At 67.8% G+C, this 25,552-nt stretch carries 26 protein-coding genes and 1 tRNA gene; 9 read left to right on the top strand and 18 right to left on the bottom strand.

Features of this window, described 5'->3' with window-relative positions; translation table 11 throughout:
* Window positions 1-3: 3 nt before the first annotated feature.
* Entirely contained in the window at window positions 4-1,629 is a 1,626-nt protein-coding gene (pruA, locus tag GKO32_RS13090) for an L-glutamate gamma-semialdehyde dehydrogenase (protein ID WP_154757112.1), read from the bottom strand.
* Window positions 1,630-1,689: 60 nt separating this feature from the next.
* On the opposite strand from pruA, the gene GKO32_RS13085 reads away from it, so the two are divergent.
* Both GKO32_RS13085 and GKO32_RS13080 read left to right on the top strand, forming a co-directional pair.
* Window positions 1,690-3,243: a PucR family transcriptional regulator gene (locus GKO32_RS13085; RefSeq protein ID WP_312867854.1), complete on the top strand. Its 1,554-nt coding sequence runs from the start codon at window positions 1,690-1,692 to the stop codon at window positions 3,241-3,243.
* Between the two features lie 50 nt (window positions 3,244-3,293).
* Window positions 3,294-3,791, top strand: coding sequence for a DUF6069 family protein (locus tag GKO32_RS13080; protein WP_154757111.1), 498 nt, complete (start codon window positions 3,294-3,296; stop codon window positions 3,789-3,791).
* Here the strand turns inward: GKO32_RS13080 and GKO32_RS13075 are convergent.
* The 4 genes from GKO32_RS13075 to GKO32_RS13060 are packed head-to-tail and all read right to left on the bottom strand — an operon-like array spanning window position 3,779 to window position 6,452.
* Window positions 3,779-4,582 (bottom strand): HpcH/HpaI aldolase/citrate lyase family protein, encoded by an 804-nt coding sequence (locus tag GKO32_RS13075; protein ID WP_154757110.1) that lies wholly within the window; start codon window positions 4,580-4,582, stop codon window positions 3,779-3,781. The two genes, GKO32_RS13080 and GKO32_RS13075, sit on opposite strands and share 13 nt — an antisense overlap.
* A 53-nt stretch (window positions 4,583-4,635) precedes the next feature.
* Window positions 4,636-4,914, bottom strand: coding sequence for a DUF202 domain-containing protein (locus tag GKO32_RS13070; RefSeq protein WP_154757109.1), 279 nt, complete (start codon window positions 4,912-4,914; stop codon window positions 4,636-4,638).
* Window positions 4,911-5,285 carry a YidH family protein gene (locus GKO32_RS13065; protein ID WP_376765954.1) on the bottom strand — a complete coding sequence of 125 codons (375 nt, stop codon included), beginning with the start codon at window positions 5,283-5,285 and terminating at the stop codon, window positions 4,911-4,913. The genes GKO32_RS13070 and GKO32_RS13065 overlap by 4 nt, the downstream gene beginning before the upstream one ends.
* Window positions 5,286-5,291: 6 nt before the next feature.
* Window positions 5,292-6,452, bottom strand: a complete 1,161-nt coding sequence (locus GKO32_RS13060; protein ID WP_154757108.1) for a PucR family transcriptional regulator — start codon at window positions 6,450-6,452, stop codon at window positions 5,292-5,294.
* 126 nt (window positions 6,453-6,578) lie between these two features.
* On the opposite strand from GKO32_RS13060, the gene GKO32_RS13055 reads away from it, so the two are divergent.
* Entirely contained in the window at window positions 6,579-7,196 is a 618-nt protein-coding gene (locus GKO32_RS13055) for an SEFIR domain-containing protein (protein ID WP_166459523.1), read from the top strand.
* A gap of 46 nt (window positions 7,197-7,242) precedes the next feature.
* Here the strand turns inward: GKO32_RS13055 and GKO32_RS13050 are convergent, their stop codons facing one another.
* The gene (locus tag GKO32_RS13050; RefSeq protein ID WP_154757106.1) at window positions 7,243-8,730 is read right to left on the bottom strand and encodes a hypothetical protein; all 1,488 of its coding nucleotides are present in this window, start codon (window positions 8,728-8,730) and stop codon (window positions 7,243-7,245) included.
* A 285-nt stretch (window positions 8,731-9,015) separates the two neighbouring features.
* Between GKO32_RS13050 and GKO32_RS13045 the strand changes: the two genes are divergently transcribed.
* Entirely contained in the window at window positions 9,016-9,222 is a 207-nt protein-coding gene (locus tag GKO32_RS13045) for a hypothetical protein (RefSeq protein WP_154757105.1), read from the top strand.
* A gap of 53 nt (window positions 9,223-9,275) precedes the next feature.
* On the opposite strand, the gene GKO32_RS13040 is transcribed toward GKO32_RS13045, so the two are convergent.
* Both GKO32_RS13040 and GKO32_RS13035 read right to left on the bottom strand, forming a co-directional pair.
* Window positions 9,276-10,094 carry a COG1361 family protein gene (locus GKO32_RS13040; RefSeq protein ID WP_154757104.1) on the bottom strand — a complete coding sequence of 273 codons (819 nt, stop codon included), beginning with the start codon at window positions 10,092-10,094 and terminating at the stop codon, window positions 9,276-9,278.
* Window positions 10,095-10,291: 197 nt separating this feature from the next.
* Window positions 10,292-11,992, bottom strand: coding sequence for an MFS transporter (locus GKO32_RS13035; protein WP_312867852.1), 1,701 nt, complete (start codon window positions 11,990-11,992; stop codon window positions 10,292-10,294).
* Window positions 11,993-12,116: 124 nt separating this feature from the next.
* Between GKO32_RS13035 and GKO32_RS13030 the strand changes: the two genes are divergently transcribed.
* Entirely contained in the window at window positions 12,117-12,737 is a 621-nt protein-coding gene (locus GKO32_RS13030; protein ID WP_154757103.1) for a class I SAM-dependent methyltransferase, read from the top strand.
* An 83-nt stretch (window positions 12,738-12,820) separates the two neighbouring features.
* On the opposite strand, the gene GKO32_RS13025 is transcribed toward GKO32_RS13030, so the two are convergent.
* On the bottom strand, window positions 12,821-13,546 hold the full coding sequence (locus GKO32_RS13025; RefSeq protein WP_154757102.1) for a TetR family transcriptional regulator: 726 nt from the start codon (window positions 13,544-13,546) through the stop codon (window positions 12,821-12,823).
* Window positions 13,547-13,637: 91 nt separating this feature from the next.
* Here GKO32_RS13025 and GKO32_RS13020 point away from each other — a divergent pair, with 91 nt between their 5' ends.
* Entirely contained in the window at window positions 13,638-14,060 is a 423-nt protein-coding gene (locus GKO32_RS13020; protein ID WP_246243617.1) for a bifunctional DNA primase/polymerase, read from the top strand.
* Window positions 14,061-14,084: 24 nt separating this feature from the next.
* Here GKO32_RS13020 and GKO32_RS39770 read toward each other — a convergent pair whose 3' ends face one another.
* Window positions 14,085-14,207 (bottom strand): hypothetical protein, encoded by a 123-nt coding sequence (locus tag GKO32_RS39770; protein ID WP_281353839.1) that lies wholly within the window; start codon window positions 14,205-14,207, stop codon window positions 14,085-14,087.
* A 95-nt stretch (window positions 14,208-14,302) separates the two neighbouring features.
* Here GKO32_RS39770 and GKO32_RS13015 point away from each other — a divergent pair, with 95 nt between their 5' ends.
* Window positions 14,303-15,178: an NAD-dependent protein deacetylase gene (locus GKO32_RS13015; RefSeq protein ID WP_312867851.1), complete on the top strand. Its 876-nt coding sequence runs from the start codon at window positions 14,303-14,305 to the stop codon at window positions 15,176-15,178.
* Window position 15,179: 1 nt separating this feature from the next.
* Here GKO32_RS13015 and GKO32_RS13010 read toward each other — a convergent pair whose 3' ends face one another.
* From GKO32_RS13010 to GKO32_RS12995, 5 genes are all read right to left on the bottom strand, one after another.
* Entirely contained in the window at window positions 15,180-16,469 is a 1,290-nt protein-coding gene (locus tag GKO32_RS13010) for a protoporphyrinogen/coproporphyrinogen oxidase (RefSeq protein ID WP_166459522.1), read from the bottom strand.
* The gene (locus GKO32_RS13005) at window positions 16,466-17,359 is read right to left on the bottom strand and encodes a UbiA family prenyltransferase (RefSeq protein WP_154757099.1); all 894 of its coding nucleotides are present in this window, start codon (window positions 17,357-17,359) and stop codon (window positions 16,466-16,468) included. The genes GKO32_RS13010 and GKO32_RS13005 overlap by 4 nt, the downstream gene beginning before the upstream one ends.
* A complete protein-coding gene (locus GKO32_RS37970) occupies window positions 17,349-18,365 on the bottom strand; it encodes a UbiA prenyltransferase family protein (protein ID WP_312867861.1) in 1,017 nt (338 codons plus the stop codon). Before GKO32_RS37970 ends, GKO32_RS13005 begins: the two co-directional genes overlap by 11 nt.
* Window positions 18,362-21,271, bottom strand: a complete 2,910-nt coding sequence (locus GKO32_RS37965) for a hypothetical protein (RefSeq protein ID WP_166459520.1) — start codon at window positions 21,269-21,271, stop codon at window positions 18,362-18,364. The genes GKO32_RS37970 and GKO32_RS37965 overlap by 4 nt, the downstream gene beginning before the upstream one ends.
* A gap of 72 nt (window positions 21,272-21,343) precedes the next feature.
* Window positions 21,344-22,153, bottom strand: coding sequence for a hypothetical protein (locus GKO32_RS12995; protein ID WP_154757097.1), 810 nt, complete (start codon window positions 22,151-22,153; stop codon window positions 21,344-21,346).
* Between the two features lie 764 nt (window positions 22,154-22,917).
* On the opposite strand from GKO32_RS12995, the gene GKO32_RS12990 reads away from it, so the two are divergent.
* On the top strand, window positions 22,918-23,253 hold the full coding sequence (locus GKO32_RS12990; RefSeq protein ID WP_154757096.1) for a DUF4190 domain-containing protein: 336 nt from the start codon (window positions 22,918-22,920) through the stop codon (window positions 23,251-23,253).
* A gap of 418 nt (window positions 23,254-23,671) precedes the next feature.
* Here the strand turns inward: GKO32_RS12990 and GKO32_RS12985 are convergent.
* Window positions 23,672-23,744, bottom strand: a tRNA-Asn gene (locus tag GKO32_RS12985).
* A 149-nt stretch (window positions 23,745-23,893) separates the two neighbouring features.
* Between GKO32_RS12985 and GKO32_RS12980 the strand changes: the two genes are divergently transcribed.
* Window positions 23,894-24,133: a hypothetical protein gene (locus tag GKO32_RS12980; RefSeq protein WP_154757095.1), complete on the top strand. Its 240-nt coding sequence runs from the start codon at window positions 23,894-23,896 to the stop codon at window positions 24,131-24,133.
* Window positions 24,134-24,255: 122 nt separating this feature from the next.
* Here the strand turns inward: GKO32_RS12980 and GKO32_RS12975 are convergent, their stop codons facing one another.
* Both GKO32_RS12975 and GKO32_RS12970 read right to left on the bottom strand, forming a co-directional pair.
* Window positions 24,256-25,020: a trans-aconitate 2-methyltransferase gene (locus GKO32_RS12975; protein WP_312867850.1), complete on the bottom strand. Its 765-nt coding sequence runs from the start codon at window positions 25,018-25,020 to the stop codon at window positions 24,256-24,258.
* Between the two features lie 15 nt (window positions 25,021-25,035).
* A complete protein-coding gene (locus GKO32_RS12970; RefSeq protein ID WP_154757094.1) occupies window positions 25,036-25,548 on the bottom strand; it encodes a hypothetical protein in 513 nt (170 codons plus the stop codon).
* Between the last annotated feature and the right edge of the window lie 4 nt (window positions 25,549-25,552).

Here is a 25,552-nt window from a genome sequence, read left to right as displayed (position 1 = left end):
TTCTCAGGCCTGGTGCGGGTAGCCGCTGCTGGTCGGCGGCAGGAGGTTCTCCTTGATCGACCGCGGGCTCGCCCAGCGCTGGAGATTGTAGCTCGAGCCTGCCTTGTCGTTCGTGCCCGAAGCCCGCGCGCCGCCGAACGGCTGCTGTCCGACGACCGCACCGGTGGGCTTGTCGTTGACGTAGAAGTTCCCCGCGGCGAACCGCAATGCCTCACTCGCCCGCCGGACAGCGGCCCGGTCGGTGGCGATCACCGAACCGGTCAGCCCGTACGGCGCGCCCTCGTCGATCTGCCGCAGTACCCGGTCGTAGTCGCCGTCTTCGTACACGTGCACCGCGAGCAGTGGCCCGAAGAACTCGGTGGTGAACACCTCGTTCGCCGGGTTTTCGCCGACGATCACCGTGGGGCGCACGAAAAAGCCCCGCGAGTCGTCGGCTTGCCCGCCGGCGATGATGTCCACATCGGACGCCGCGCGAACCCGCTGCAACACCTCGTCAAGCCGGTCGTACGCGCGCCGGTCGATCACCGCGCCCAGGAAGTTGCCGAAATCACTGACATCACCCATGGCCAGCGAGTCCACTTCGGACACCAGATCATCGGAGAGTCGCCGCCACACCGAACGCGGCACGAACGCGCGGGACGCCGCCGAGCATTTCTGGCCCTGGTACTCGAAGGCACCACGCACCAGCGCGGTCCGCAGCACGTCGATGTCCGCGGAAGCATGTGCCACCACGAAATCCTTGCCACCGGTCTCCCCGACCAACCGCGGGTACCCGCGATAGTTCGCGATGTTCGCGCCGACGGTCGACCACAAGTGCTGGAAAGTCCTGGTGGAGCCCGTGAAGTGGATACCGGCGAGCGCGGGGTCGGCGAGCAGCACGTCGGACACGGCCAGCCCGTCGCCGGACAGCAGGTTGATCACGCCCGGTGGCAGGCCGGCCTTTTCCAGCAGCCGCATGGTCAGGTGCGCCGCAAGTCCCTGCGTGGGCGAGGGTTTCCAGATCACCGTGTTGCCCATCAACGCGGGCGCGGTCGGCAGATTCCCGGCGATCGCGGTGAAGTTGAACGGGGTGATCGCGTAGACGAAGCCTTCGAGCGGGCGGTAGTCGGTGCGGTTCCACGCCCCGGGGCCGCTGTCCGGTTGACCGGCGTGGATCTGACGGGCGAAGTGCACGTTGAACCGCCAGAAGTCGGCAAGCTCGCATGCGGCGTCGATCTCGGCCTGCACCACGGTTTTCGACTGGCCGAGCATGGTCGCGGCGTTCAGCGTGTCGCGCCACGGGCCGGACAGCAGGTCGGCGGCACGCAGGAATACCGCCGCCCGCTCGTCGAACGGCAGGGTGCGCCAGTCGTGGGCGGCTCGCAGCGCGGCGGCCATGGCGGCTTTCGCGTCCTCGTGCGTGGAGTTGCGCATCGTGCCGAGCACGTGCGCGTGGTTGTGCGGCTGCACGACGTCGATCGGCGCACCACCCGCCATCCGTTGCTCGCCGTCGATGGTGGCGGTGAGCTCGTACTTCTCGCCGGACAATGCGGCGAGTTTCGCGGTGAGGCTTGCGCGTTCCGGCGAGCCGGGGGCGTAGTCGCGGGGCGGTTCGTTCCGGGGCGTCGGCGGGTGGGTGAGCGCGTCCATACGCCAAGGCTAGGCAGCAGCTCGAGGCTTCGGATTGGCTGATCGGCTACTGTTGAGAGGGTGACGTTGGCTGATCTCACAACCGTGTCGCTGCGGCAGTTACTGCTGGCCGAGCCGCTGCTGGAGCCGGTCACGGGCAGCCTGGACACGCGCATCCGGGGCGTCGGGATCTTCGACGACGAAGCGGGTGGCTTCACCGGCGAACTGGTCCTCCTCGTGGGCGCCCGTGGGCGCGCCGCCGTCCGGTTGGTGCGTGCCGCGGCCGCGGCGGGCGCGGCGGCCGTGGTGGTGAAGGACGGCGGAAGGCTCGACGAACTCCGCGCCGCCGCTGAGGGCACCGAAATCGCACTGCTGACCGTGGGGCCGCGGATGCGGTGGGATCAGTTGCAAACCCTGCTGCGTGAGGTGCTCGACGCGGCGAGCCTGGCCGCCGACTCCACTTCGGACAGTGGGGATTTGTTCGCACTGGCCCAAACGGTGGCCATCCTGACCTCCGGCAGCGTGACGATCGAGGACGCGGGAAACCGGGTACTCGCCTATTCGCGGTCCGACGACGAGATCGACGAGCTGCGGCGGTTGTCCATCCTCGGCTGGGAAGGGCCGGAGCAGTACCTGGCCCTGCTCCGGGAATGGGGCGTGTACCAACGGTTGCGCACGAGCGAAGAGGTCGTGCGCGTCGACGAGCGGCCCGAGCTGGGTATCCGGCGCAGGCTCGCGGTCGGCATCCGGGCGGGCACCCAGCATCTCGGCACGATCTGGGTGCAGGAGGGCGCGCAGCCGTTCGCCGAGCGCGCGGAAAGCGCGCTCCTCGGCGCCGCGCGGCTGGCCGCCGTGCAGTTGCTGCGACGGCGGTCGCCGACTGTCCGGTCCCGTGAGGATCTGGTCGAAGATCTGCTGGAGGGGCGGATCAGCGCGGATCTGGTGGCCGGCCATCTCGGGCTCGACCCCTCGGCCCCGGTGACCGTGCTGGCGGTAGGCCCACGGGAGATCGAGCGGGACCGCTCCGAGCACGAGCTGCACCAGCTCGAGATCGGCAACGTGGTGTCGGTGCACGCGACGTCGTACCGCCGGGGCGCAATCGTCGGGGCGGTCGGTGCCCGGGTGTACGCGATACTGCCGGAGGCCGGTGTCTCACTGTCCACTTTGGCCGGACACATGGTGGATGCGCTGGGGCGGGCGGGAATGCGGGCACAGGCGGGGATCGGTTCGGCGGCACCCGCGCTCGGCGAGGTGGCGACGTCACGCCGCGAGGCGGACCGCGTACTCGACGCGATGGCACGAACGGATCGTGCGGTGGCCACGATTTCCGATCTGCGCGCAGAAATCCTGCTCGACGAAACCCTCGCGTTGCTGGACGCGAACCCGGACCTGCGCGATCCCGCGGTCGCGACACTGGCCGGGCACGACGCCGAGCACGGGACGGAATTCGTGAAGTCCCTGCTGACCTACCTCGATGCCCTCGGCGACGTCCGCACCGCGGCGGCGGAGCTGCACATCCACCCCAACACCCTGCGGCACCGGCTTCGCCGCGCGAGCGCCGTCAGCGGCCTGCACCTGGACGAACCGCGCGAACGGCTGGTGTGCCACCTGCAGTTGCTGCTCACGACCCGCTAGGGGTTTACCCGGCCGCGAGCCGGGTACGCCGCTGCGGGAGGAGTAGCGCGATGACCGATTACGGACAGCTCCGGCCGGACCCGGCCCGATTGTGGGCAGGTGGGGTCGCGACCGCGATCGTCGCGGCGCTGGTGGCGATCGTGGGCATCCTGATCGCCCGTGGGCTCGCCGGAGTCGCGATACTGGCGCCCAAGGGATCGGGTCTGTGGGGCAACGCCAACACCGCGACCTATGCGATCGTTTCCGCGCTCGTCGCGCTGGCGGCCACCGGCCTGCTGCACCTGCTGTCGGTGGCCACGCCGAGACCGGCGACGTTCTTCGGCTGGATCATGGTGCTGGTGACGCTCATCGCGGTGGTGCTGCCGTTGAGCCTGCCGGTGGCACTGGACACCAAGATCGCGACCGGGCTGCTGAACCTGGTGATCGGGCTGACGATCACCTCACTGCTCGTCACCACCGCGGGCAGCGCGCTGCGCCGGGCGGGCACGCGGGTACCGCCGGACCAGACGCGGCCCTACGGTCCGGGCAGCCAGTACTACGACCGCTGATCCTGGGCGAGCAGGCGCCGGGCCCGTTCCAGCACCGGGCGATCCACCATCTGACCGTCCACGGCGGACGCCGAGTCACCGGCCGTGAGCACCCGCCGCGCCCACCGCAGCTCTTCCTCGGTGGGCATGAAACCCTGGCGCACCAACGGAATCTGCTTCGGATGGATGCACAGTTTGCCGCCGAAACCGAGCCGGCGGGCGTGCGCGACATCCGCGATGAGCACGCTTTCATCGTGCAAATCGGTGGTGACGCCGTCGAGCGGCGGCGCGACGTCGTTCGCCGTGCTGGCGAGCACCAGCCGCGAGCGGGCGTAACCGAGCGCGAGTTCGTCGTCGTGCCGGACACCGAGCTGCGTCGCGAGATCGACGCTGCCGAACGCCACCCGCGCCACGTTCTTCACCGCGCACAGCGCCGTCGCGGCCTCGATGCCCAGCGCGGTCTCCACGATCGGCACCAAGGGCACATCGATTTCCGCCAGTACACGCGGGTCCTCGGCTTTGGGCAGCATGAGCGGGCACCCGTGCTTGCGCGCCAGCTCGAGGTCCGCGTCGAACTGCGGGGTACCGGCGGCGTTGATCCGCACCAAAGCGTTGCCACCGCGGGAAAGCCAGTCGTCCACATGCGAGCGTGCCGCGTCCTTGTCGGCCTCCGCGACGGCGTCTTCGAGGTCGACGATCACCGCGTCCGCACCCGAAGCGACGGCCTTGTCGAACCGGTCGGGGCGGTCCCCCGGGACGAACAGCAGCGCCCGGGCCGCGACGATCCGTTCGAAGTACGACCCCGAGTCCATGCCGCTCCTTTGTGTCAGCCCGTACCGAGTCTGGTTGCCCGGCGAGGTCCTCGTCAATGTGACAGGACCAACGAGACCGTCGCACACAGCCCGCACACCACCACCGCGGAGGTCACCAGGATCAGCCGGATCCGCGCGCTGGGCACGGCACGCGCGAGCGGGCACAGCGCGACCACGAGCGCGGCGCACGCCCCGGCGGTGATCTCCAGCGCGGAACCGGCGGCGATACCGCCGCGGATGAGCAGCACGGCCACCACCGCCGCGGACAGGCCGGTGCGCTGCCAGGCGAGCGCGGTGCGTTCGGGCTGTAACCCGGGATCGCGCGTCGTCATCGCGCGTGGGTCAGGACGAGGACCAGCACCACGACCCCGGCCAGCGCCGCGGCCCAGCCCGCGGCGAGCGGCAACCAGGTCATCGGCAGCGGCCGGTCGTTGCGCATCGCCCGCTGCACCCGCGCCCACCGCCGGTACGAAAACGCCGCGAGGAGCGTGCCGCTGACGGCCAGCAGCGCGGCCAGCGCGGTCCGCAGCCCGGCGATGCTGAACTGCGGAAAGAACTGGGCGAACGCGATCGCGCCCGCCAGCAACGCGAGTGCGGTGCGGAGCCAGGCGAGGAAAGTGCGCTCGTTGGCCAGGGTGAAGCGGTAGTCGGGTTCCTTGCCTTCCTCGTACCAATGCGGGCGGCGCGGGCTGTCGGGCACGATCACAAGCTACTGCGCGATCCCCTGCAGATCGAGTGCACGCAACGCGATCTCGATCTCGAACCGCGCGTCCGGGTCACGCAACTGCCCGCCGAAAACGTCCTCGAGCTGGCGCATCCGGTAGCGCACGGTGCGCGGGTGCACGCGCAGTTCCGCCGCCGTCTCCTGGACATTGCCCTGCGCCCGCAGCCAGGCGAACAGTGTTCCGGCCAGCCGCACGCGTTGCTTCGCCGGGAACGTGCCGAGCGGGGTGAGGCGGCGCTTGGTGACCTGGTCGAGCAGGGCCGGCTCGCTCAGCAGCCACAGCGTGGACCAATGTTCCGCGCACATCGTGACCGGCACGTCGGGCAGCGGCCCGTCCGCGACCAGGCGCAGCGCCTGCCGTGCCCAGCGCAGCGATGACGGCGCGTCGGCGAGCGCCACGGTCGGTCCGACCGCGATCCGCACCCCGTGGGTGGCCACGGCCAGCCGTCGCAACCGCTCGCCGGTGACCGGACCGGGCAGCAACAGGCACGGCTCGGGTTCGCGCAGGTCGGCGAGTAGGTCGTCACCGAGGCGCAGCGCTTCGCCCGGTGCGGTTTCGACGGCGACCAGCGCGCACTGCGCGGGCACCGCCCAGCCGATCGTGCGGGCGAGTTCAGTGATCGCGGCGACGGGGACGGCGGGTCGTTTGAGCACGAGCCACAGCAGCTTCTGCCTGGCCTCCCTGGCGGCGTCACTGGCGTGGCCGCTCACCTCGCGGTGCCCGCGCATCGCCAGCGCGGCCAGCTCGTCGAGGAACGCGAACAGCCGGTCCGCGAGCCACGACACGTCCGCGGCGGGCAGTGCACGCACCCGTTCCGACGCGCTCAGCCGGCGCCACCCGGCCCGGCCGCCGATCCGCAACGCGGCGTTGAACGGGTCGAGCGTGTGCCCGGCGTGCCCTTCGGCCCGGCCGATGCCACGGAACTCGCGCTGGGCGTCGGCACGCGCCGGGGATCGCTGTTCGACCAGGTCAGCGAACAACTTGACGGTGTAGTGCACCCGCTCCTGCAGCAGTCCGGGGTGCGCTTCGCCGAGCGGCTTGCCGTACTCGGGCACGGCTCGGCAGATCTCGCGCGCGATCTCACCGGCGAGGACGGGCAGTTCGGGGCGCAGCAGCGCGGCCAGGCGCTGTCTTCGTTCTTCCATCACGAACCCATCACGGCTGCGTGTCCATCCCGGTTCGGAAAACTTTCGCGCGCCGCCCACCCCCGCCGGGGCGGCGGCGAGCGTGCACCCACCGGAAATCCCGCGGAAAATGGTATTTTCATGGTTATGAAAAACCCTCCCCGCGTTTTCGTCTCGTATACCCACGACTCAGCGGAGCACAAAGATCAGGTGTTGCTGTTCAGCCAATTCCTGGTCGCTCAGAAAATTGACATCATCCTCGATCAGTGGTTTCTGGAAAACCGGCAGGACTGGTACACCTGGGCGATCGGGAACATTGCGAGCGCCGATTTCGTCCTGACCATCGCCTCGGACCGCTACAAACGCGCGGCGGAAGGCGCCGTCACCCGTGAGGATAATCGCGGCCTGCAGGCGGAGGCCGCGCTGCTGCGGGAAAACCTGGAAGAAAACCGTCCACTGTGGATGACGAAGATCCTGCCGGTGGTGCTGCCGGGGCACCGGGTGGAGGAGATCCCGATCTTCCTGCAACCTCGCACGGCCGATCACTACGTGGTGACCGAGTTCACCGTCGCCGGCGCCGAATCACTGCTGCGGGTGCTGACCGGGCAGCCGCCGCACGTCCGTCCCGAGCTCGGCCGGACGCCGGATCTCCCGCCACACCAACCGGTTCCGGCGCCGTCCGGCCACAATGTACAGAACATCAACTCGTCGGGCGGGACGATCAACGCCGTCCAGGGCGGCACGCAGAACTTCTACGGCCGCTGAGCACGTGTCCGCCGTTCCGGTCGCGGAGACCGGAACGGCGGACAGGTCAGTTCGAGGTGTGGCGGGCGCGGACCATCTTCTTGATGATGTTGAGCGCGCGGGAGTTGCTCGCCCACGCGATCTGGTTGTCCGAGCCGATCGTGTCACCGAAACCGGTGTTCAGCTCGATCCGCTCGCCGCTCACGATCGACATCGTGAAGGTCTGTGCGAAGGACAGATCGGCGTACTTCTGCTCGTCCGGTTGGGCGCCCGCCTCCGCGGTGAGCGAGTCGAGTGCCTTGAACAGGTCGGTGATCACCTGCGGCACCGGCACCCGGTTCGACGAAACGCCCACGATGTCACGGTAATGCCGCTCGGTGAGCTCCTCGTACACCGGCTCGCCGGTGTGGAAGTCGAGCGTGCACCGGTAGAGGCTGATCAGATCGTTGGTCAGGAACAGGATCAGCACGTCGTAGTGGTTCGCCCGCCAGCGACGATCGTGCCCGCGCCGGATGCGCAGCCCTTTCGCCCCCGTGGCGCCTTCCGCGGGAATACCGACGACGGCCTGCACCGGATAGACCAGGTCGCCACCCTCGTCCTCGTTCAGCGGGTTGAGCCGGACCCGGTCACCGGCTTGCGAGCGCAGGATTTCGACGTCCTCGGCAAGCCACGCGTCCATCTGCTCGTCGGCGGGCTTGGGCTCGGCCTCGGCGAGGCGCTTGCGATAACGCTGGTAGACGGTGAATTGCCGCCACCCCCACCGGCCCGCGAAGTAGATCCCGGCCACGAACACCACGCTCGCGATGTTGTGCAGTGCCGCGGCGAAACCCAGCATGGCAAGGCATCCCACCAGCGCGGTCACCGCGGGCGCGGCGGTGCGGAGGCGCGGCGTGGGGATGAAGTACTTCTTCACCGCCTCCGCCCGGCCCGGATCGTGCACCCTCGTCACCGGTGTGTCCTCTTGCGACACCGCGGGTTTCATCCCGAACTCGACGGCCCGCCGGGTCAGCGCCTCCCAGGCGGCCCCCTGCGCCGACTTGAGATGCTCGACCAGAGGTTGCAGTTCGGACTGGGAAAGCGCATACAGGCTCTCGGGGAAATCGCCCGCGATCGGTTCCTTCACCCGCATTCCGTTGGCCCGGTAGTAGTCGTCCTGCACCACGGCCCACAGCACGTTCGCCTGGTGCGGCACGATCGGGTCGTCGAACTTCGCCGCCTGCACGAGGTGACTTTCCACCCGCTTGATCTGTTCGGGCACGCGGTCACCGGGCGGGCGCCCGTTGAGCATCGCCAGTGCCGCGTGGAAATGCGCCGAGGCCAGATCGTGGCGGCCCTCCGCGGTCTCATCGGCGCCGGCCTTCGTCGCGTCGGCGAGCGACTCCTCGAACTCGGTGACCGCCTTGGCGTACATCTCGCCTTTCAGCGCCCGCAGCCCGTTCTGGAAGTGATTCTTCATCGACTCCAGATAGACGTTCTGCACACCGCCCTGGCTCGCGAAGATGTTGCCCTGATGACCGTCACCGAAGTTCTGCTGAAAATGGGGAGAATCGTTCACGGGAGCTCCTGATGAGGATGCCGGATCAGCGGGGAAGTCCCGCGATATTAGGGCCGCGCAAACCCGGTCCGAACACGCTGACGATGATTTGTCCGCAAACTGTCCAGTTTTTTGCGCGCTCGGTGACGGCGCCGCAATTCGCCCCGGTGGCCGCGTGGACCGTTGCCAGGTAGGCCCACGGTATGGCAAAGCCTTCACGGCGGCGGCCATCGATCACGGAGCGCGTAACGCTCGTCGATTTACACCGATAACCTGGACATATCCCGACAGCCGAGGTGACGCCTGATGCACATCGACTCCAGCGCCGCGGCCACGCGGTATCGCCGCTGGCTGTGGCTGCTCGGCGCGCTGATCTTCGCGGCGACCGCGGGCATGCAGGTCTATCTCGCGATCAGCATGACCGCCTGGTGGGCGTGGGCGGTCGCGGCGGTGCTCGCCGTGATCTCGCTCGCCTGCGTACTCGCCGCGTTCAGCGAGCCCAGACCACAGTGAACCGCCCACGCGAGCCGGGGGGCTCGCGTGGGCGGTTCAGTGCTCCGGCCGGGTCAGCAGTGGACCAGCAGTGCGGTCAGCGCGTTGCAGGTGACGCTCGCCGAGTCGTTGCCCGCGTTCGGGTCGGCCGGGGTGCTCGCCTGCCGCGTCGCGGTCGTGGTGAGCGGGCCGAGCGTGAGCAGGCCGGTGTTCGCGGTGTAGCTCACCGTCTTGCTGGTACCCGACGGCAGCGCCGCAATCGTGCAGGTGACTCCGCGGGTGCCGCTGCGCGTACAGGCCGTCGAGCCCCCGTAGTTCAGACCGGACGCGTACGTCGAGGAAACCTGGATGCCGGTGGCATCCGCGGGGCCGGAGTTCGTCGCTGTGATCGTGTAGGTGATCTGGGACCCGCGCGACGACGCGGCCAGCGCCACACCGACGTCCGCGGTCTTCGGGGTGCCGGTGACGGTCAGCTCCGGGCCCGCCAGCGTGTCGAACGCGTAGTTGTCACCGACGAACTGGGTCTGCAACGTGACCGTGCCGGGGTTCACATCTTCCTTGGCACGCAAGGTAAAGGTCACCGAACGACTCTCCCCCGGTGGCAAATCACCAACCGGGGCACGGAAACTGCTGCCATACACAAAGCAGTCGCTCGTGGTTCCGGTGCAGGACACCAGGTCCGCGACGTCGGTGATCGCCTGCGGGGTGCTGTAAAGGGCAGCCTTGGCGAAGGTGACGGTGAAGTCCTGCGGGTTGTAGATCTGCTCGGTGACCGTAAAGGTCTGGCCCTGTGCCACCGTGGCCGGGTTGACGTCGGCCGAGCTGGACGGCGGCGCGGCGGCCGCCGGTGCCACAGACAAAGCCGTGGCACCAGCCGCCAGCAGGGTGAACATCGTGGCTCTTCGGCGATTTCTCATAACCCCTCACCGGTTAGGACTGTCGCGTTTGGACACGCGCTGACGATGATCAGTCGGCGAGGGACTTCTGGGCGTTACCAATCCGGCCAAAAGTAGGCAGACCCCGAGCAGCACGTAACCGTTGCCACGCAAGCCGGATAGCCGTGACTGTGGTCGGATTGGTCACGAACGGCTCAGTACGCTCTTTTGGCGAGTACCGGCAGTTCACCCGCCACATACCGGTCGCCGCGGAAAGCGCTTGCCCCCGCGGCGATCAGGCAGGTGGCGATGGCGAAGCCGAACGCGATGTGCAGGCCCGCCTGGAACGGGCCCGAGATGAGCCCGGGGAAGAACGCGTGCCCGGTCAGCGCGGCCGCGTCCGCAGGCGGCAGCTTCGCGATCACGTCGGGGCCGAGCAGATGCTCCATCGGGTTGTAGCCGAGGAACGCCGCGAACAGCACCGAGACCGGCGGGCTTGCGGCGAGCTGCGCGGTCACGCCGGGCGGCACGTGATGCGCGGACAGACCGGACGTCAGCGCCGAGGGCAGCGTCGCGGCGAGTCCGGTGATCATCAGCGAGAAGAAGATCCCGATCGAGAACACCTGCGCCGAGTTCTGGAAAGTGGAATTCATTCCGCCGCCCGCGCCACGATCGGTCGCCGGCAGGCTGTTCATCACCGCCGCCCGGTTCGGCGACGCGAAACAGCCCATCGCGAGCCCGTTGAGCAACAGGATCCCCGCGAACGCCGGGTACGGGAAGTCGATCGGCAGCAGTTCCAGCAGCCCGAACGTCAGCGCGGCCACGAGCATCCCGGTGGTGGCGAACGGCCGGGCGCCGAACCGGTCGGACAGGTACCCCGAAACCGGCCCCGCAGCAAGGAAACCGACGGTCAGCGGCACCATGTAGATCCCCGCCCACAGGGGTGTCGACTCGAAGCTGTAGCCGTGCAGCGGCAGCCAGATCCCCTGCAGCCAGATGATCAGCATGAACATCAGCCCGCCACGGCCGAGCGCGGACAGGAACGTCGACAGCGTGCCGAAGGTGAACGCCCGGATCTTGAACAGCGGCAGGCGGAACATCGGGAACGGCACGCGGGTCTCGATGATCCCGAACGCGATCAGCAGCGCCACTCCGCCGGCGAGGGTGCCGACGACAAGCGGGCTCGTCCAGCCCATGGTGTGCGCGCCGTAGGGCTGGATGCCGTGCGTGATCCCGACCATCACGAGGATCAGCCCGACCGCGAACGTGACGTTGCCCAGCCAGTCGATCGGTTCGCCCGAGCGGCGGGACAGATCGTGCAGCCGCCGGTAGGCCCACACCGCGCCGAACACCCCGCACGGCACGGAGATCAGGAACACCAGCCGCCAGCTGATCGGCGCGAGCAGCCCGCCGAGAATGAGCCCGATGAACGTGCCGCTGATCCCGGCGACGTTGTTGATGCCCAGCGCCAGGCCCCGCTGCCGCGCAGGGAACGCGTCGGTGAGGATGGCGCCGGAGTTGCCGACCAGGAACGCGCCGCCGATCCCCTGCACGATCCGCCAGACGAGCAGCCAGATCGCGCCCGCGTGCCCGGTCATCCAGTCGATGGTCAGCAGCAGCGAGGCGAAAGTGTAGATGACGAAGCCGAGGTTGTACATCCGCACGCGGCCGAACAGGTCACCAAGGCGCCCGACGCTGACCACCAGCACACTGCTGGTCACGAGGTAGCCGAGGATCATCCACAGCAGGTAGAAGCTGTTCTCCGGCAACAACGGATCGAGCTGGATGCCGCGGAAGATGTCAGGCATCGCGATCAGCATGATCGACGAGTCGATCGTCGCGAGCAGCACGCCGATCGTCGTGTTGGTCAGCGCCACCCACTTGTACCGGTCACCCCGTACCTCCGCCCCGGCCACATGCCCTCCACTCACTTAGCGCGCGCAACAGTTTCGGTTGCTAACGATTTCAGCCGATCGGTCGGCACAAGGCAAGAGCCAGCGGTGCCCAGGCTGGTGTGAGCACCACCGGACGAGGCACGACATGACCGGACCCGATGACACACTGGCGGCCGCACAACACCGGCACTGGCAGCACACCTATCGTGATCATCCCGGCAGGTACGGGACGGCGCCGTCGTCCGCGAATGCGACGACCGTGCTGGAACTCGGTGCCGGGCATGGCCGCGACGCCCTTCTCTTCGCCCGTCGCGGTTTCACCGTTCACGCCCTCGATTTCAGTGCCGCCGTCCTGACGCAGCTGCGCGCGGCGGCCGCGGGCCTGGCCGTGCACACCATCGAACACGACGTCCGCGATCCACTGCCGTTGCCCGACGCCGATGTCGACGCAGTGTTCGCCCACACGCTCTTGTGCCTGGCGCTGAGCACAGCGGAAATCTCGGCGCTGACCGGAGAGGTCCGCCGCGTGCTGCGTCCTGGCGGCATCTTCGTCCACACGGTGCGGCACACCGGCGATCCCCACTACGGCACCGGCCTCGCCCACGGCGACGACATCTACGAAAACGGCGGTTTCGCGGTGCACTTCTTCTCCCGCGAACTGGTCGACGCGCTGGCCGAAGGATGGCGGCTGGTGGAGGTCCGCGAGTTCACCGAGGGTGACCTGCCACGCCGGCTGTGGCGGATCACCCAGACCGTGCCGCGCTGATCGGCGGGGCACCCTGGGCGTCTTCCTCGCGCAGCATCGACGTCGAATCGCAGGCCAGCTAACGGCACTGAGTGCCAGCCGGCTCAGCCGGGGCGAAGCGCCGCCGAGATCTGTCGCATGACCTCCGCCATCGAAGCCGACGACTCCATCACCGCGACGACCGTCTGCCCGCCCGGCTGCGCCGGCATCGGGAACGCGTCGGTCACCAGCCGGAACGCCTCGGTGGCGTCGGCTTGGATATCGGTCTTCCCCTCGCTGCGCAACCACCGCCGCAGCACGTGGTTGTTCGCCGCCGCGACCGCGGCCGCGGCGACGGACGCCCTCAGCCCGGCCATGGGATCACCGGCGGCCTCGAACCGCTCCCGCAGATAGCGGGCGAACACGCGCTGGTACCGGTCGACGGTCGCCACTTCGCGGTCGCGGAGCGAGGGCACGGTTCTGGTGAGCGCAAAGCGTTTCACCGACACGTCCGGGTCCGCGACGTAGTAGTCGAGCACGAGGCGCACCGCCGCGCACGCGACCGCGACGGGGTTGTCCTCCGGCGCCGCCGTGGCCAGCGCGTGCTCGATGTCACCGAGCACATCCTCGTGGTCGGGGAAGATCGCGTCCTCCTTCGACCGGAAGTACCGGAAGAAGGTGCGCCTGCCGACATCGGCCGCCGCCGCGATCTCGTCGACCGTGGTCGCGTCGTATCCCTGCTCGAGGAACAGATCGATCGCCGCGACGGTCAGCGCGTGCCGCAGCCTGCGACGGCCTGCCGAGGTGCGGCCGGCACGGGGACGCGGCGCTTGCCGGGACTTGACGGACATGCCATCGAAGTTAGCAGGCACGGTTGCTAGAGGCACTCAGTGCCGTTAGAGTGGAAGTCGGCGATCGACGATGCGTGCCGGAGGGATGATCATGACCATTCAGCAAGACGCCGGCCCGGCCACACCCGACTACCGGCGGGTCTTCGGCTGGCCCGTGGGATGGCACAACGGCGGCCTCGCCCTGGTCACCGGCTCGGGCATCGGCGCGATCGCGATTCCCCGTCCGATGGCGGACCGGGTGCTGCCCAACCTGGCCCGGCAGGGGTGCGACGGACCGGCGCTGGCCGTACCGACCAAGCACGGCGCCGTCGTGATGCTGCTGGTCGAAGCCGATGTCCTCGCCCCCGACTCGCTGCCCTCCGGCGTACGAGTGCTGACGGCGGGCACCATGATCCCGTTGCCCGGTGACCGGAACCCGAACCAGCTGACCCACTGGATCGTCCCCCCGGACACCCATCACCGCTGGCTGCCGAGCCTCAACGGCGTACTGGCCTGCATCCGCAGCGGCCACTGATCGTCCACTGTAGACAGTCACTGATCAGCGGATACCCGCCTGGCTTGTGTCCTGCTCCTCGACCTCCGCTTCGGTACCCGCGGTTGCCTGCACGCTCGCCACCACCGCGTCGAAGACGGGTGTCGGCTCCTGCTCCCCACCTGGCATGGCGAAATTGTGGCCCCAACCACGCGGGCGCGCACGGCGAACCGATCCACAATGGACTGCACCTCGCCCGCCCGGGTGGCCCGTAAGCTGGTGTCGTGCGCACGAAACCGACCCTGAGCTGGACCCCCAAGGGTGAGCCCCTGCCACGCACGACCGAGCTGCACGAGGTCGTGCGTGTCGTCGCCGAAGGTGACGTGGTGGTTCTGAGCGGCGCGGGGCTGTCCACCGAATCCGGGATCCCGGACTATCGCGGCACCGAAGGCAGCCTGCGGCGGCACAGCCCGATGACCTACCAGGAGTTCGTGACCAGCGAGGAAGGCCGCCGCCGGTACTGGGCGCGCAGCCATCTCGGCTGGCGGCTGATCGCGCGGGCGCGGCCCAACGCCGGGCACCGGGCGGTGTCGGCGTTGCGGGCGAGCGGGTTCGTGTCGGGGGTCATCACGCAGAACGTCGACGGGCTGCACCAGTCGGCAGGCACCGGCGAGGTGATCGAACTGCACGGCAGCCTGGATCGCGTGGTGTGCCTCGACTGCCGCCAGTTCAGTGACCGCGAGCTTCTCGACCGCCGGTTGCGGGCGGCGAATCCGGGGTTCACCGCCGACGCCACGCAGGTCAACCCGGACGGTGACGTCGATCTGCCCGACGATGTGGTTCGCGAGTTCCGGCTGGTCTCGTGTGACGCGTGCGGTTCGGGTGTGCTGAAGCCGGACGTGGTGTTCTTCGGCGAGAACGTACCCCCGGTGCGGGTCGGCGAGTGCTACCGGATGGTCGACGAGGCTCGCGCCCTGCTGGTCCTGGGCTCGTCGTTGACGGTCATGTCCGGCTTGCGTTTCGTGCGCCACGCGGCCAAATCCGGGAAGCCGGTGGTGATCGTCAACAAGGGCCGGACCCGCGGCGACGCGCATGCCCAGGTGCGGGTGGACCTTCCGCTCGGGCAGGCGCTGACCGAACTGGCGCAGCGCCTGGCCTGACTCAGCCGAGCCGTGCGGCGGCCTCCAACCCGCTGCGGACCGCGCCTTCCAAGTACGGCCCGCGCAGGTAGTCGCCCGCGAATACCAGTGAGCCGGAATTCCGGGATCGCCAGGACCGCACTTTTTTCAGGTGGCCGACGTCGAACACCGGCAGGGCTTCGGGCCAGCGGGCCAAGCCGACCACGCTGCCGGAACGCAGGAGCGTGGAAAGCTGCGGCATGCGCCGCGCCGAGTCGATGACGAACTGCCCCAGTTCACCGTCCGACATTCCGGCGTTGCCGCGGTAAGCCGGATCGGACAGCGATATCCGGACGATCGAGTAGTCCCGATCGTCGTCCCGGAACAAGTACGGGGTCATGCCCACAATGGACGACTGGTCTTGCATCGTGAACCAGACGGATTTCCGCAACGTGTCCGGCTTGCCATCGACCTTGACCACTGCCACCGCGGTACTCGAATACCGGACGCCGGCGAAGAACTCTTTGTCTACATGAGACAGTTCCGGCACCAGGTCCGCGACCTGTGTCGCAGGTGCACTGCACACCACCGCGTCGGCCTCGAACGTTTCCGGGCCGCCATCCCGGTCACAGTGGACAGCCCACCCGGTACCGCTGCGGACGATCCCGGTCACCCGGGCACCGGTCTGCACCGTCAGCCCGTCTGCCATCGCCAGCGGTAGCGCCGCCATTCCCGTGCGCGGCACGTAAGCCCGTGGATGGGCCAGAAAAGCCTTCAACATCGCGAACAACACCGCACGGGACGTCGTTTCCGCGTCCCAGTGCACGACTCCGCGCAACAAGGGTTTGATCACCCGCTCGGTCACCTCGGCGCCATACACTCGCTCCGACCACGATTGCGCAGTCTCGTCGTCGTACGCGATCCCGGCATCCAGATCCCCCGGATTCAACGACAACCATTTCGGCGCCAAGGTCATCGTGCCGGCCGCGAGCCGGACCAACGCCGTGACCGGCAGCAGGCCTTCCGCCACCATCTCCGGTAATGGCCACAACGATTTCAGCTTCCCGTCGTGCTCGACAGCGGAGTCCAGCGAGAATCGCACCAGTTCGTTTTCGAGGCCGATTTCCCGCATGATCTTTCTGGCGTGGAAATAGAAGTCGGTGACGAAGGCGGCGCCGACGTCGATGTCCATGCCCTCGTAGGCGACTCGCCGCACGCGGCCACCGATCCACTGGTCCCGCTCGAGAACCGTGACCTGCCAGCCCTGCCTGGTCAGTTTCCAGGCCGCCGCCAGGCCGGAGATGCCACTTCCGACAACAACCGCGCGCTTCACAGGTCGATGTCCACAACGGACACAGCGAGCGCGAGGAAGCCGAACTTCCATGTCCTGCTCATGACGGCGAACAAGTTCATCGCGTCACTCGCGGAAAACGTCGACGACACCAGCATCTCCCTATGGTAGAACCTGACTATCGGAAACACGACGAAAACCACGAAGACCACACCGAACGCCGCTCCTTGTGGCGACAGGAAAGCAGCGCCGGCGGCCGGCACACCGGCGAACTCACACAGCCGGATGCCCAGCCGCACGGCACGATCGACGCCGAGGCGGGTGGCCACGGTCCGCAGTCCCCCGGCCGCGTCACCGTGCGCGTCCCTGGCCGTTTTGACCACCTCGAACGACCACATGGACACGCAGATCGCCAGTGCCTTGACCGCCAGCTCCCCGCCCAGCCCGGTGGCCAGCCGCGCCCCGATCAGCAAGGGACTCGTGGCCATCAGCCCGATCACGATATTGCCCAGCAATACCGTGGATTTCAGCCACCACGAATAAACCCCTGAAAGGGCGACCATCACGATCGCCCACAGCCCGAGGTCCGGGCTCGCCAACCAGCCGAGGCAGCCGGTCGAGGCACAACAGACCACATAGGACACCCAGGCCGAGCGGAGCGAGATCGTCCCGCCCGGCAACGGCCGCCACGGCTGGTCGATCGCGTCCACCCGGCGGTCCACGATGTCGTTCACCACATTTGCCTGTGCCACGGCGAAACAGACCGCCGCCGCGCCGATCGCCAGGTGCGCGAGCGAAACCGCACCCGCCCGCGACAGCGCCCCGAGCACGAAAAGGAGCCCGGCGCTCAGACAGCTCCTCACCCGCAACAATGTCATGTACGCGGCCACGCTGCGCGTGAACTGCCGACGAAAGGACTGCTCAACCCGCATCGGGATCACCTGCGCCGGTCCATTCGGAAGATCCGGCGAGAATCGACTGGACGATCCGGCTGCCGAGCCACGGCAGCAAGGGAAATACCGCCGCGAGCAACGCGGGCCACACGCCGTACCGCGTAAATGCCGCGACCAGCAACGATGACCAAGGCAGGAGCACGTAGAGCAGTCCAAGCCGGGCGCCGGCCTGATCGGGCCGGTAATACCAGGTACCGCGCCAGAGTGCGGCCATGCTCACCAGTTGACCCAGCACCGCGATCGCGATACCCACTTCGGTGCGCCCGGGTAGGATCGCCATTCCCGCCACGCCGGTTGTCACGGAGATTCCGTTCACCGCCAGGCCGTACGCGACATAGGGACGGGGCAGTTCGGCGGGCATTTCCTGGGCACGGACGAACATCAGTGCCGTCGTCCTGGCCCCATGCCGTGCGTCGTTGGGCAGATCACGCAGCCCGGCGGGGATTCCGGTCACCACCATCACGTAAGCGGCGATGGAACAGGACAGCAGCACCGCCGCCGCATTGATCGGGCCATTCGCCGCACACCCGGCCAGCAACAGGAATCCCCATCCGGCGCCTTGCGCGAGGTCGGTCAAGGGCGGAAACGGAAAGCGCTTACCGAAGACGTCATAAACCGCCAGCCCGGCGGTCGCGGCGATGAGGCAGATGAACGTTGTCGCGTTCACCGTCGCGGCCGGCAGTACGAAAGCCACCAGCAGGCACAGCACTACGACTCCGTACGCGACGGGTGTCGAAACCGTTCCCGCCATGAGCGGTGCGCCCGCGCGGCGAGGATCGGTGCGGTCGAGGTCCACGTCGACGATGTCGTTCAGTACATAGACACCGACATGAAAAAGCACGCCGACGGTCAGCATGACGCCGATGCGCGCTGCCGAGGTTTGGTCCGAACCACTGACTACGCCCAGCAAGACCACAGCAAGGGTCACGCCGATCGAGGGAAGGCGGAGGAAACGGCCCAGCTGCCGCAACCGCCCGCCCGTCACCGCGTCCAACGAATGACCTCGTACTCGCTGTCTCGCAGCAGTTTCATGATTCGGCGGGCGTAGTTCTTGATGAAGTCGCCCGGGGTGCGGGCCTGGAACATCTCCGCGAAACCGGCGCCGAGCACCTCCCGGCGCATCAACGGGTAATGGATCGCCTGGTGCACCGCATTGTTGTACAGCCCGAGTGCGTCGACGTAATGGCGCGCGAAATCCATCTCCCCCGCTTCGAGGCCGCCGAGCCTGGCCACCGGGCCCATTTCGCGCAGAAAGACATCCACCATCGTGGGATGCATCGGGTACATGCGGGACAAGATCCGCAGGAGCCCGGCTCTGACCTCCTCGCGCCCGAACGGGTCGCGGACCTGTGCCAGTGCGGCGAGCACGGCGTCCGGATAGTACAGACCGACCGCGGCAAGTCCCTCCAAATTGGACTGACGCACGGTCTCGTCGTCGTCCTCCAGAGCCCCGGTCACCAGGTCGGTCAGCGGGCGCCCGTGTTTCGCGTAGGCCAGCGGGAGGGTCACCGCGAAAAGATTGACCGACGCACCGTCGCCGGCCAGATAGCGGACGAGGCTCGCGCGATGTTCGGTGAGTACCTTGCCGGTCATGGCTGCCAGGCGGTCCGGCAGCGCTTCGGGGGTGCGCTTCAAAAGGACGGCGAACGCGACAACCTGCCACAGTCGTGCGTCTGCGGTACTTTCGGAGAACAACTCGTCCAAGGGGCGCGCGCAGGCGTCGAGATCGGTGATGGCCTGGACGGCCACGACGCAGCCGCTGAGGATGCGCGGCGCCCAGGCGTCCGAGGAAAATCCGTCGCGGAGCGGGCCGATGAGCCCCGACAGGTCATGCCCGGGTGTCAGCGCGGGCAGCAGTTGCCCGGCGAGATCCTGGTATCGCTCGGGCAGCGCGCCGATCTGACCGCGCAGCACGTCATTTTCCACGAGCCGGCTCGCGATCCGTTTCGCCGCCACGGAAATGATCGGCTTCTCCAGGGCCGGCCGGTTGACGAGGCGAAGATGTAGCCGCTTGATCGCGATGTACTGCCACAATTCACTGGTCGCGATCGCGACCGCCGGATCGTCACAGTTGTTGACATAGGCCGTGATACTGATATTGGACAGGAATTCGAGAATGCGCCGTGTCCGGGCGATCCGGACGACCGAGATGTTCTGCGCGACGGCTTTGAGCATACCGGCGGCGATGAGTTCCCGGTCCCCGCCGGCGAGCAGGTAAAGCATGTACCCGGCGTAGGTGCGCAACTCGGCCGTACCGTGACAGGCGATCCACAGCACTATTTCGTGCCGCGATTTCGGCTGCAGCCGCATCGCGGCGTACAGGGCGGTCGTCCAGGCGTGCAGGTGTTCGCTTTTGAGGAGGTCGTAAACAATTCTCCCGGTGCGTGCCGGATCGACGCCGGCCGATTCGACCAGCGCGTCGACGACGGCGGCCCGGACATAAGGGTCCGAGGACTGGGCACTTTCCGCGACCACGGCCTCGTATTCATGCTCCGGCCACAGCCGGCGGGACGCGATCAGCACCTGGGACATCGCCTCGTAGTGATCGCCGGCCAGCGCCGGGTCCGTGCCGATGCGGCGTGCCAATTCGGGCAGCCGCACCTGTTCCCGGGTGTACCCCGGTGGCGCACCGGTCAGGCTCCGCAGGCGGTTGAGGTGCGCGGCCAGGTACATCACCGCGTAGCTGTCGGCGTCGCTCCACCGGCCGTGCCACTCCTCGGCGAGCTGCCGCACGATCCGGTCGGCCACCGCCCGGTGTGCTTCGTCCTCGCGCACGGCGTGGCTGTTGGGGCTGCCGTCGGACAGTGTCGGCGTAAGCAGGAACTGGGCGACCGATTTGTGTTCGAGGCTGATGCTTTCGTAGCCGGAATCGACTTGGAGGAACGTACGCATGACGCGCAATGCGACGGACAGGCGCGGTTCCCCGATCTCCAGTAACGCGGCGAGCTGCCGCGACGACAACGCTGTCTGCGCCACTGCGAGGCAGTGCATCAGTGCCAGGCAGTCATGGGTCCAGTCGATCGCGGGATCGTCGTCCACGGCTCGTTTCAGCCGGTCCAGCAGCCCGGCGTAGTACCTGTCGAGTCCGTTGTGGTCGGTTATCGCGTGGTCCACACCGGCGTCTCCCAGCACTTCTCGTACCAGGCTTCCGGCCCAGAGGAAGTTCCCCTGTGCCGATTCGGCGATATCGTCGGCGATTTCCTTGGTCGCGGGCGCCGCGCTGAGCGCGTTGCGCACATAGTTGCGTACGTCGTCGCTCGCGGTGGCACGGTTGTCCTTTTCGGACAGATCAAGATGGACGACGTCCTGTGCCGCGGCCAGCAGGGAGTCGATGATCCGCGGGGTGTTCTGCGAGGTGATCAGGATCTTGCAGTTACCGGGGAAGGCCGAGGCGTACTTGGCCATCAGGTCATGGATTCCCGTGCCTTCGTGTGCGACGGCTTCGTCGAGCCCATCGATGAGGATGCCTGGCCGGGCGTCCGGATAAAGTCGCGAAATCTCGTGCAGTGGCTCGATGATCATCGTCTGGAAGTAGTCGTCGAGCGAGATCGGCGAGGCTGTCAGGTGTCCGATCGCGATACCGGTCGCGGTCCCGGGCACGGAATCGGCGGAGACGTTCGCCGTGAAGTTCATCAGTGTGCGCAGTTCCCGCGACAGGTAGGCCTGCGGGTAGTGGTCGAGCAGGTTTTCCTGTATCCGCATGACGAATTGCCGGGGATGATAGGAAAATCCGGTGAGCCGGTTGGAGCAGAAATAGCTCGCTGTCCACAGGTTCGTGGTGTCGTTGGCCAGGGTGAGTGCCGAGATCATGGTCTTGCCGGTTCCGGGCCCGCCGGAAAGGAGAAAGAACCGGTCGGTGCCGAGGTGCCAGGCTGCGATCCGGTCGGACACCCATGGTCTCGCGCTCAGGGCGGGTAACCGGTTTTTCAGTTCGGCGGGTACGAGGCTCGCGGGACGAGGCAACTATCCGCCTATCTCGTCGATTTCGATGCCGTGCACTTGGCCGCTGCTGCTGACGTTGCCCGTCTTGACCTCGGCGCTGACGTCCACGTCGCCGCGGGCGCGCCGAGCCGAGATGCCGGAAACCTTGCCCTGCACCAGATCGACGTCCAAGACCGCACGCAATTTGGTCTGCTTCCCGGTGGCTTGGGCCGGCGGGGTTTCCACGATGAGAGCTGTGCGCAGCAGTTCCTGCAATTCCCGCACCCGGTTGAGCAGTTCCTCGGCCTGCTCGGCGGAAATCCCGTCGGGCCGGTCCACCGCGCTGGTCAATATTTGCTGATGCTCGTCGACTTCTTCGACGAGCTTCTCATCAACCTGCGGCGCGACCTGCACACCTTCCGCAAGGGCCCGATCCTTGGCGGACCTGCGTTCGCGCCACCACTTGACCAACTCCCCCGCCTGGCTGACAAGAAATTTCACTCCCTCGGTCGCGAGTGTCGTCTGCGCCTGATCCAAGAAATCCATGAGGGAGGTTCCTCCTGCTCGCCAACGCCGGCCCGTACAGCAAACGATCGTTTCAACCCGGAAAGACGTTACCGCACGGGAAAACCCCCGCCGGGTCGCGAGCAAGGCAGCGAGCGCGCCAACAACCCTTCGGGTATTGGCGCACTCACCCGTTTCACGGCGCGTAATAGCGTTACGCTGCAATTCCTCGACCGCCGCGACCGAGCCCTCCACGCGGTTCAGGCGCTGCTCGCCGAGCGCACCCCATGGCGTGCCGTCGACCGTTTCGGCATGACCGGTCGCCCTGGATGCCCTGCACCGGCTCACCGGCGGCGAGTACGACAAGACGCTCGACCAGCAGCGCGCCGAGCGAAACAAGCCGGACCCACGAGCAGCTCGCCGAAGCCGTGGCCACCATCCGCGCCGAGCGGGGTGAGGAGTGATGCGTGAGCTCTACGACCATGGCCCGGTACTCGCCCCGACCCGGCGAGGCGCGGCCGGTGTGGCGAAGCGCTCGACATCGCGTTCGTCTTCGCCGCCACCGCGTTCAGCGTCGTTCTCCACCACGCCGGTAGCGGGCTCCCATCCATTCCCGACACCCATCGAGGGTGGGGACTATGAGGATCCCGTTCGTCGCGCTCGTCCTCGCGGTCCTCGCCGCCATCACCCCCGCCCAGGCCATCGCAGCGCAGGCGCCGGGGTGTGACTGGGCCGCGGCGTAGGCCGGCAAGCTGGCCGAGCTACACGAGACCCGGCACTGTGGAGCATCTCGCCAACCAACCCGGTACTCGGCGGTGTCGAGATGTGGGGCTCGGCCGGCGACGGCGGAGCCACAGTCTCCGCGCTGGTGCCGTGCGCCCATGTCGCCGACGTGGCACGGCACGAACACCTGCACCGCGGACTGTGCCTCGATGCTCGCCGGCTCCTGGTACACGCCGTACGTCGTTCGCGATGTCGCGGACGCGCGGCAACTGCTGTACCCGCGTTTGAGTGACAAAGGGGGGAAAGAGGGGACAGAAACCGGACAGCCCGTAACAATCCCCTTGCGAACTACGACCTGGTGTCGCGCATTCAACGAAGGAGATCACCCAGTGAACCAACCCAACCCCTACCCCGGCGGGTATGACCAGCAGTTCTACAACAAGCAATCCCCAAGGAACGGCCTCGGTGTCTCCGGAATGGTCCTCGGAATTGTCGCTCTGGTCTTCTCGTTCGTTCCGGTCATTGGTGTGATCGCGTGGCCGCTGTCCATCGTGGGCACCGTCCTCTCCGGTGTCGGCATCAACTATGTCCGCACCGGCCGAGCCGATAACAAGGGCGTGGCGATCGCTGGTCTGACGACCTCGGTCATCGCGCTGGTGGTGTGCATTCTCTGGGTGACCGTGTTCGTAGCTGCTCCGCTGGGGACGATGTCGACAACACGTTGACCTTGGCGACACCAAACCGGCCCCGGAGTAACGACGCAGACTCCGGGGCCGTCGTCGTCCAGTGGCCGGGTGGCCCGCTGGTCGCGTCCTGGAATGGGCAGTGGTTGGACCCGTCGAATGCGATCCACCGGTTCCGCCAAGCGCTCAACGAGACCGGCTTCGGATTGGTCACCAACCATGTGTGGCGCAGGACGGTCGCGACGGTGCTTGACCAGGCGGGCCTGCCAACGACGGCGATCACGGACCAGCTCGGCAACACACCACAGGTCGTCGAGCGGCACTACCGGGCCACTGGAATGGATGTTCGCAGAGTCCACAGAGGACGATCAACGGGAAGGTGCTGAGCAGATGAAACGTGCAGTTTGGCCGTCTGGAGCCGGACATGAAAAAACCCCAGGCCACTGACCTGGGGCGAATGCTCCCCCGGTTGGACTCGAACCAACAACCCTTCGGTTAACAGCCGAATGCTCTGCCAATTGAGCTACAGGGGAATGCTCTTGGTGCCGGCTCGGATCGCTCCGGCCAACGAGAAGAAACCTTAGCGCATCCCTGATCGCGCTCTGCAAGCACCCCCGGCGGGCGGGGGCACGCTGGGGGACAATGGCGGGACGGGCCGAACAACAGGCGAGGAGGCGCAGACATGAAGACGTTCCTGCTTGGTGCGGCAGTCGGGTACGTGCTCGGGACCAAGGCGGGCCGTGCGCGCTACGACCAGATCGTGCGCACGTACCGTAAGGTCGCGGACCATCCGATGGTGCAGGGCGCGGCGGGCGTCGCGCGGGCGAAGGTCGGTGAGAAGGTCGGCAATAAGGTCCCCTTCCTGCGCCAGCAGGGCCACGACGGGCACCGCGCCGGAGAGACCACCATGACGCAGGCCTGAGTCACGGTGGGCCGGCAATGGCGCCGGAACGCCACGCCTGGGGTCTGCCGGCGGACGGCAGTCGACCGCCCGGCAGTCACGGAGGATGTCACCGCTCGCGGCCGGACGGGCAAGCAGGCTTCCTACGGGATGCGGGCTACGGCGAAGATCCGGCGGAAGCGGAACCAGGTCGTGCCGTCCGCGCGGGGTGGGTACGCCTCGGCCAGCAGCGGGGCCAGCGCCGACCGGAAACGCTCCCATGCAGCCTCCCCCAGTACTGCCTTGACCGGGCGCAGCGCGGTGCCGGACACCCATTCCAGCACCGGGTCGGCACCGCTCAGCCGCTGGACGTAGGTGGTCTCCCAGGCATCCACCCGGCAACCCGCATCGGCGAACAGGTCCGCATAGTCCTGCGGCTCACCGACCGTCTCGTCGCCCCGGAACACCGCCGCGCCCAGCACATCCGCCCACGCGGGGCTCGACGCCAGTTCCCGGATCAGGGTGTGCGACGGCGCGCCGAAATTGCCGGGCACCTGCATCCCCAGCCAAGCGCCCGACGGCAACTCCCCCGCCCAGCGGCGCAACAACTCCCGGTGATCCGGCACCCACTGCAACACCGCGTTCGTCAGCACCACGTCGGTATCCGGCGCGGGCTGCCAATCGTGCACATCCTGCACCTGCGCCGGCACCCCCGCGGCGAGGGCTGCTGCCACCATTTCGGGTGAACTGTCCGACGCCTCCAGGGTCGCCGACGGCCAGCGTGATGCCAGGGTTTTCGTCAGGTTCCCCGGCCCGCAACCCAGGTCCACCACCCGGCGCGGCGCCGCCGCGTCGATCCGGCCCACGAGCTCGTGAAACGGGCGTCCGCGCTGGTCAGCGTAGGCAAGGTACTTCGCAGGGTCCCACACAGTACGAGCGTACTGCTAGACCTCCGGGGGCGCCAGACGCTGCGCCGCCTCCCGCGCGATCGCCGCGACGACGTCCGGATCGACACCCGGATCGGGCCGGGCCTGCAACACCGTGCCATCGCGCCCCGGCACCTTCCGCTGCACGAACCACACCCCGCCGCCGGTCAGCTCGTGCCGGTGCCGCCCCCGGATGGACCCGTCCACCCGCCTGTGCACCATCTCCGGCAGTTTCCCCGGCCGTGGCAAGGCGAACCGCAGCGGCTCCCGGTCCGCCAGCACGACAGCGTCGCCCGCCGCGCCGACCTCGTCGGCCTCGACCAGCGTCAGGATTCCTTCGCCCCACACGGCTTTGCTGATCAGGTGCCACCCGACGCGCCGCCCCTGCGGCACCCACAGCCCGAGCTCGGTCACCACGAGATGCCCGCCGTAGGCCACTTCCGCGACCGCCAGCGCGTTCTCGCCGGCCGCGAGCTCACCGGGAAATCCCTCGGGCAACCTGTCGCCGAACCAGCGCCGCAGCCACGACATCAGC

Origin of the sequence: Amycolatopsis pithecellobii (genome assembly GCF_009707865.1) — a bacterium.
GTDB lineage: Bacteria > Actinomycetota > Actinomycetes > Mycobacteriales > Pseudonocardiaceae > Amycolatopsis_E > Amycolatopsis_E pithecellobii.
This window is presented reverse-complemented; position numbering and strand designations above follow the sequence as displayed.

Excerpts from the sequence above, each read along its gene's own strand:
- pruA (WP_154757112.1), bottom strand. The coding sequence starts at position 1,629 with ATGGACGCGCTCACCCACCCGCCGACGCCCCGGAACGAACCGCCCCGC.
- GKO32_RS13080 (WP_154757111.1), top strand. The coding sequence starts at position 3,294 with ATGACCGATTACGGACAGCTCCGGCCGGACCCGGCCCGATTGTGGGCA.
- GKO32_RS13075 (WP_154757110.1), bottom strand. The coding sequence starts at position 4,582 with ATGGACTCGGGGTCGTACTTCGAACGGATCGTCGCGGCCCGGGCGCTG.
- GKO32_RS13070 (WP_154757109.1), bottom strand. The coding sequence starts at position 4,914 with ATGACGACGCGCGATCCCGGGTTACAGCCCGAACGCACCGCGCTCGCC.
- GKO32_RS13060 (WP_154757108.1), bottom strand. The coding sequence starts at position 6,452 with ATGGAAGAACGAAGACAGCGCCTGGCCGCGCTGCTGCGCCCCGAACTG.
- GKO32_RS13055 (WP_166459523.1), top strand. The coding sequence starts at position 6,579 with ATGAAAAACCCTCCCCGCGTTTTCGTCTCGTATACCCACGACTCAGCG.
- GKO32_RS13045 (WP_154757105.1), top strand. The coding sequence starts at position 9,016 with ATGCACATCGACTCCAGCGCCGCGGCCACGCGGTATCGCCGCTGGCTG.
- GKO32_RS13040 (WP_154757104.1), bottom strand. The coding sequence starts at position 10,094 with ATGTTCACCCTGCTGGCGGCTGGTGCCACGGCTTTGTCTGTGGCACCG.
- GKO32_RS13030 (WP_154757103.1), top strand. The coding sequence starts at position 12,117 with ATGACCGGACCCGATGACACACTGGCGGCCGCACAACACCGGCACTGG.
- GKO32_RS13025 (WP_154757102.1), bottom strand. The coding sequence starts at position 13,546 with ATGTCCGTCAAGTCCCGGCAAGCGCCGCGTCCCCGTGCCGGCCGCACC.
- GKO32_RS13020 (WP_246243617.1), top strand. The coding sequence starts at position 13,638 with ATGACCATTCAGCAAGACGCCGGCCCGGCCACACCCGACTACCGGCGG.
- GKO32_RS39770 (WP_281353839.1), bottom strand. The coding sequence starts at position 14,207 with ATGCCAGGTGGGGAGCAGGAGCCGACACCCGTCTTCGACGCGGTGGTG.
- GKO32_RS13005 (WP_154757099.1), bottom strand. The coding sequence starts at position 17,359 with ATGCGGGTTGAGCAGTCCTTTCGTCGGCAGTTCACGCGCAGCGTGGCC.
- GKO32_RS12980 (WP_154757095.1), top strand. The coding sequence starts at position 23,894 with ATGAAGACGTTCCTGCTTGGTGCGGCAGTCGGGTACGTGCTCGGGACC.
- GKO32_RS12970 (WP_154757094.1), bottom strand. The coding sequence starts at position 25,548 with ATGTCGTGGCTGCGGCGCTGGTTCGGCGACAGGTTGCCCGAGGGATTT.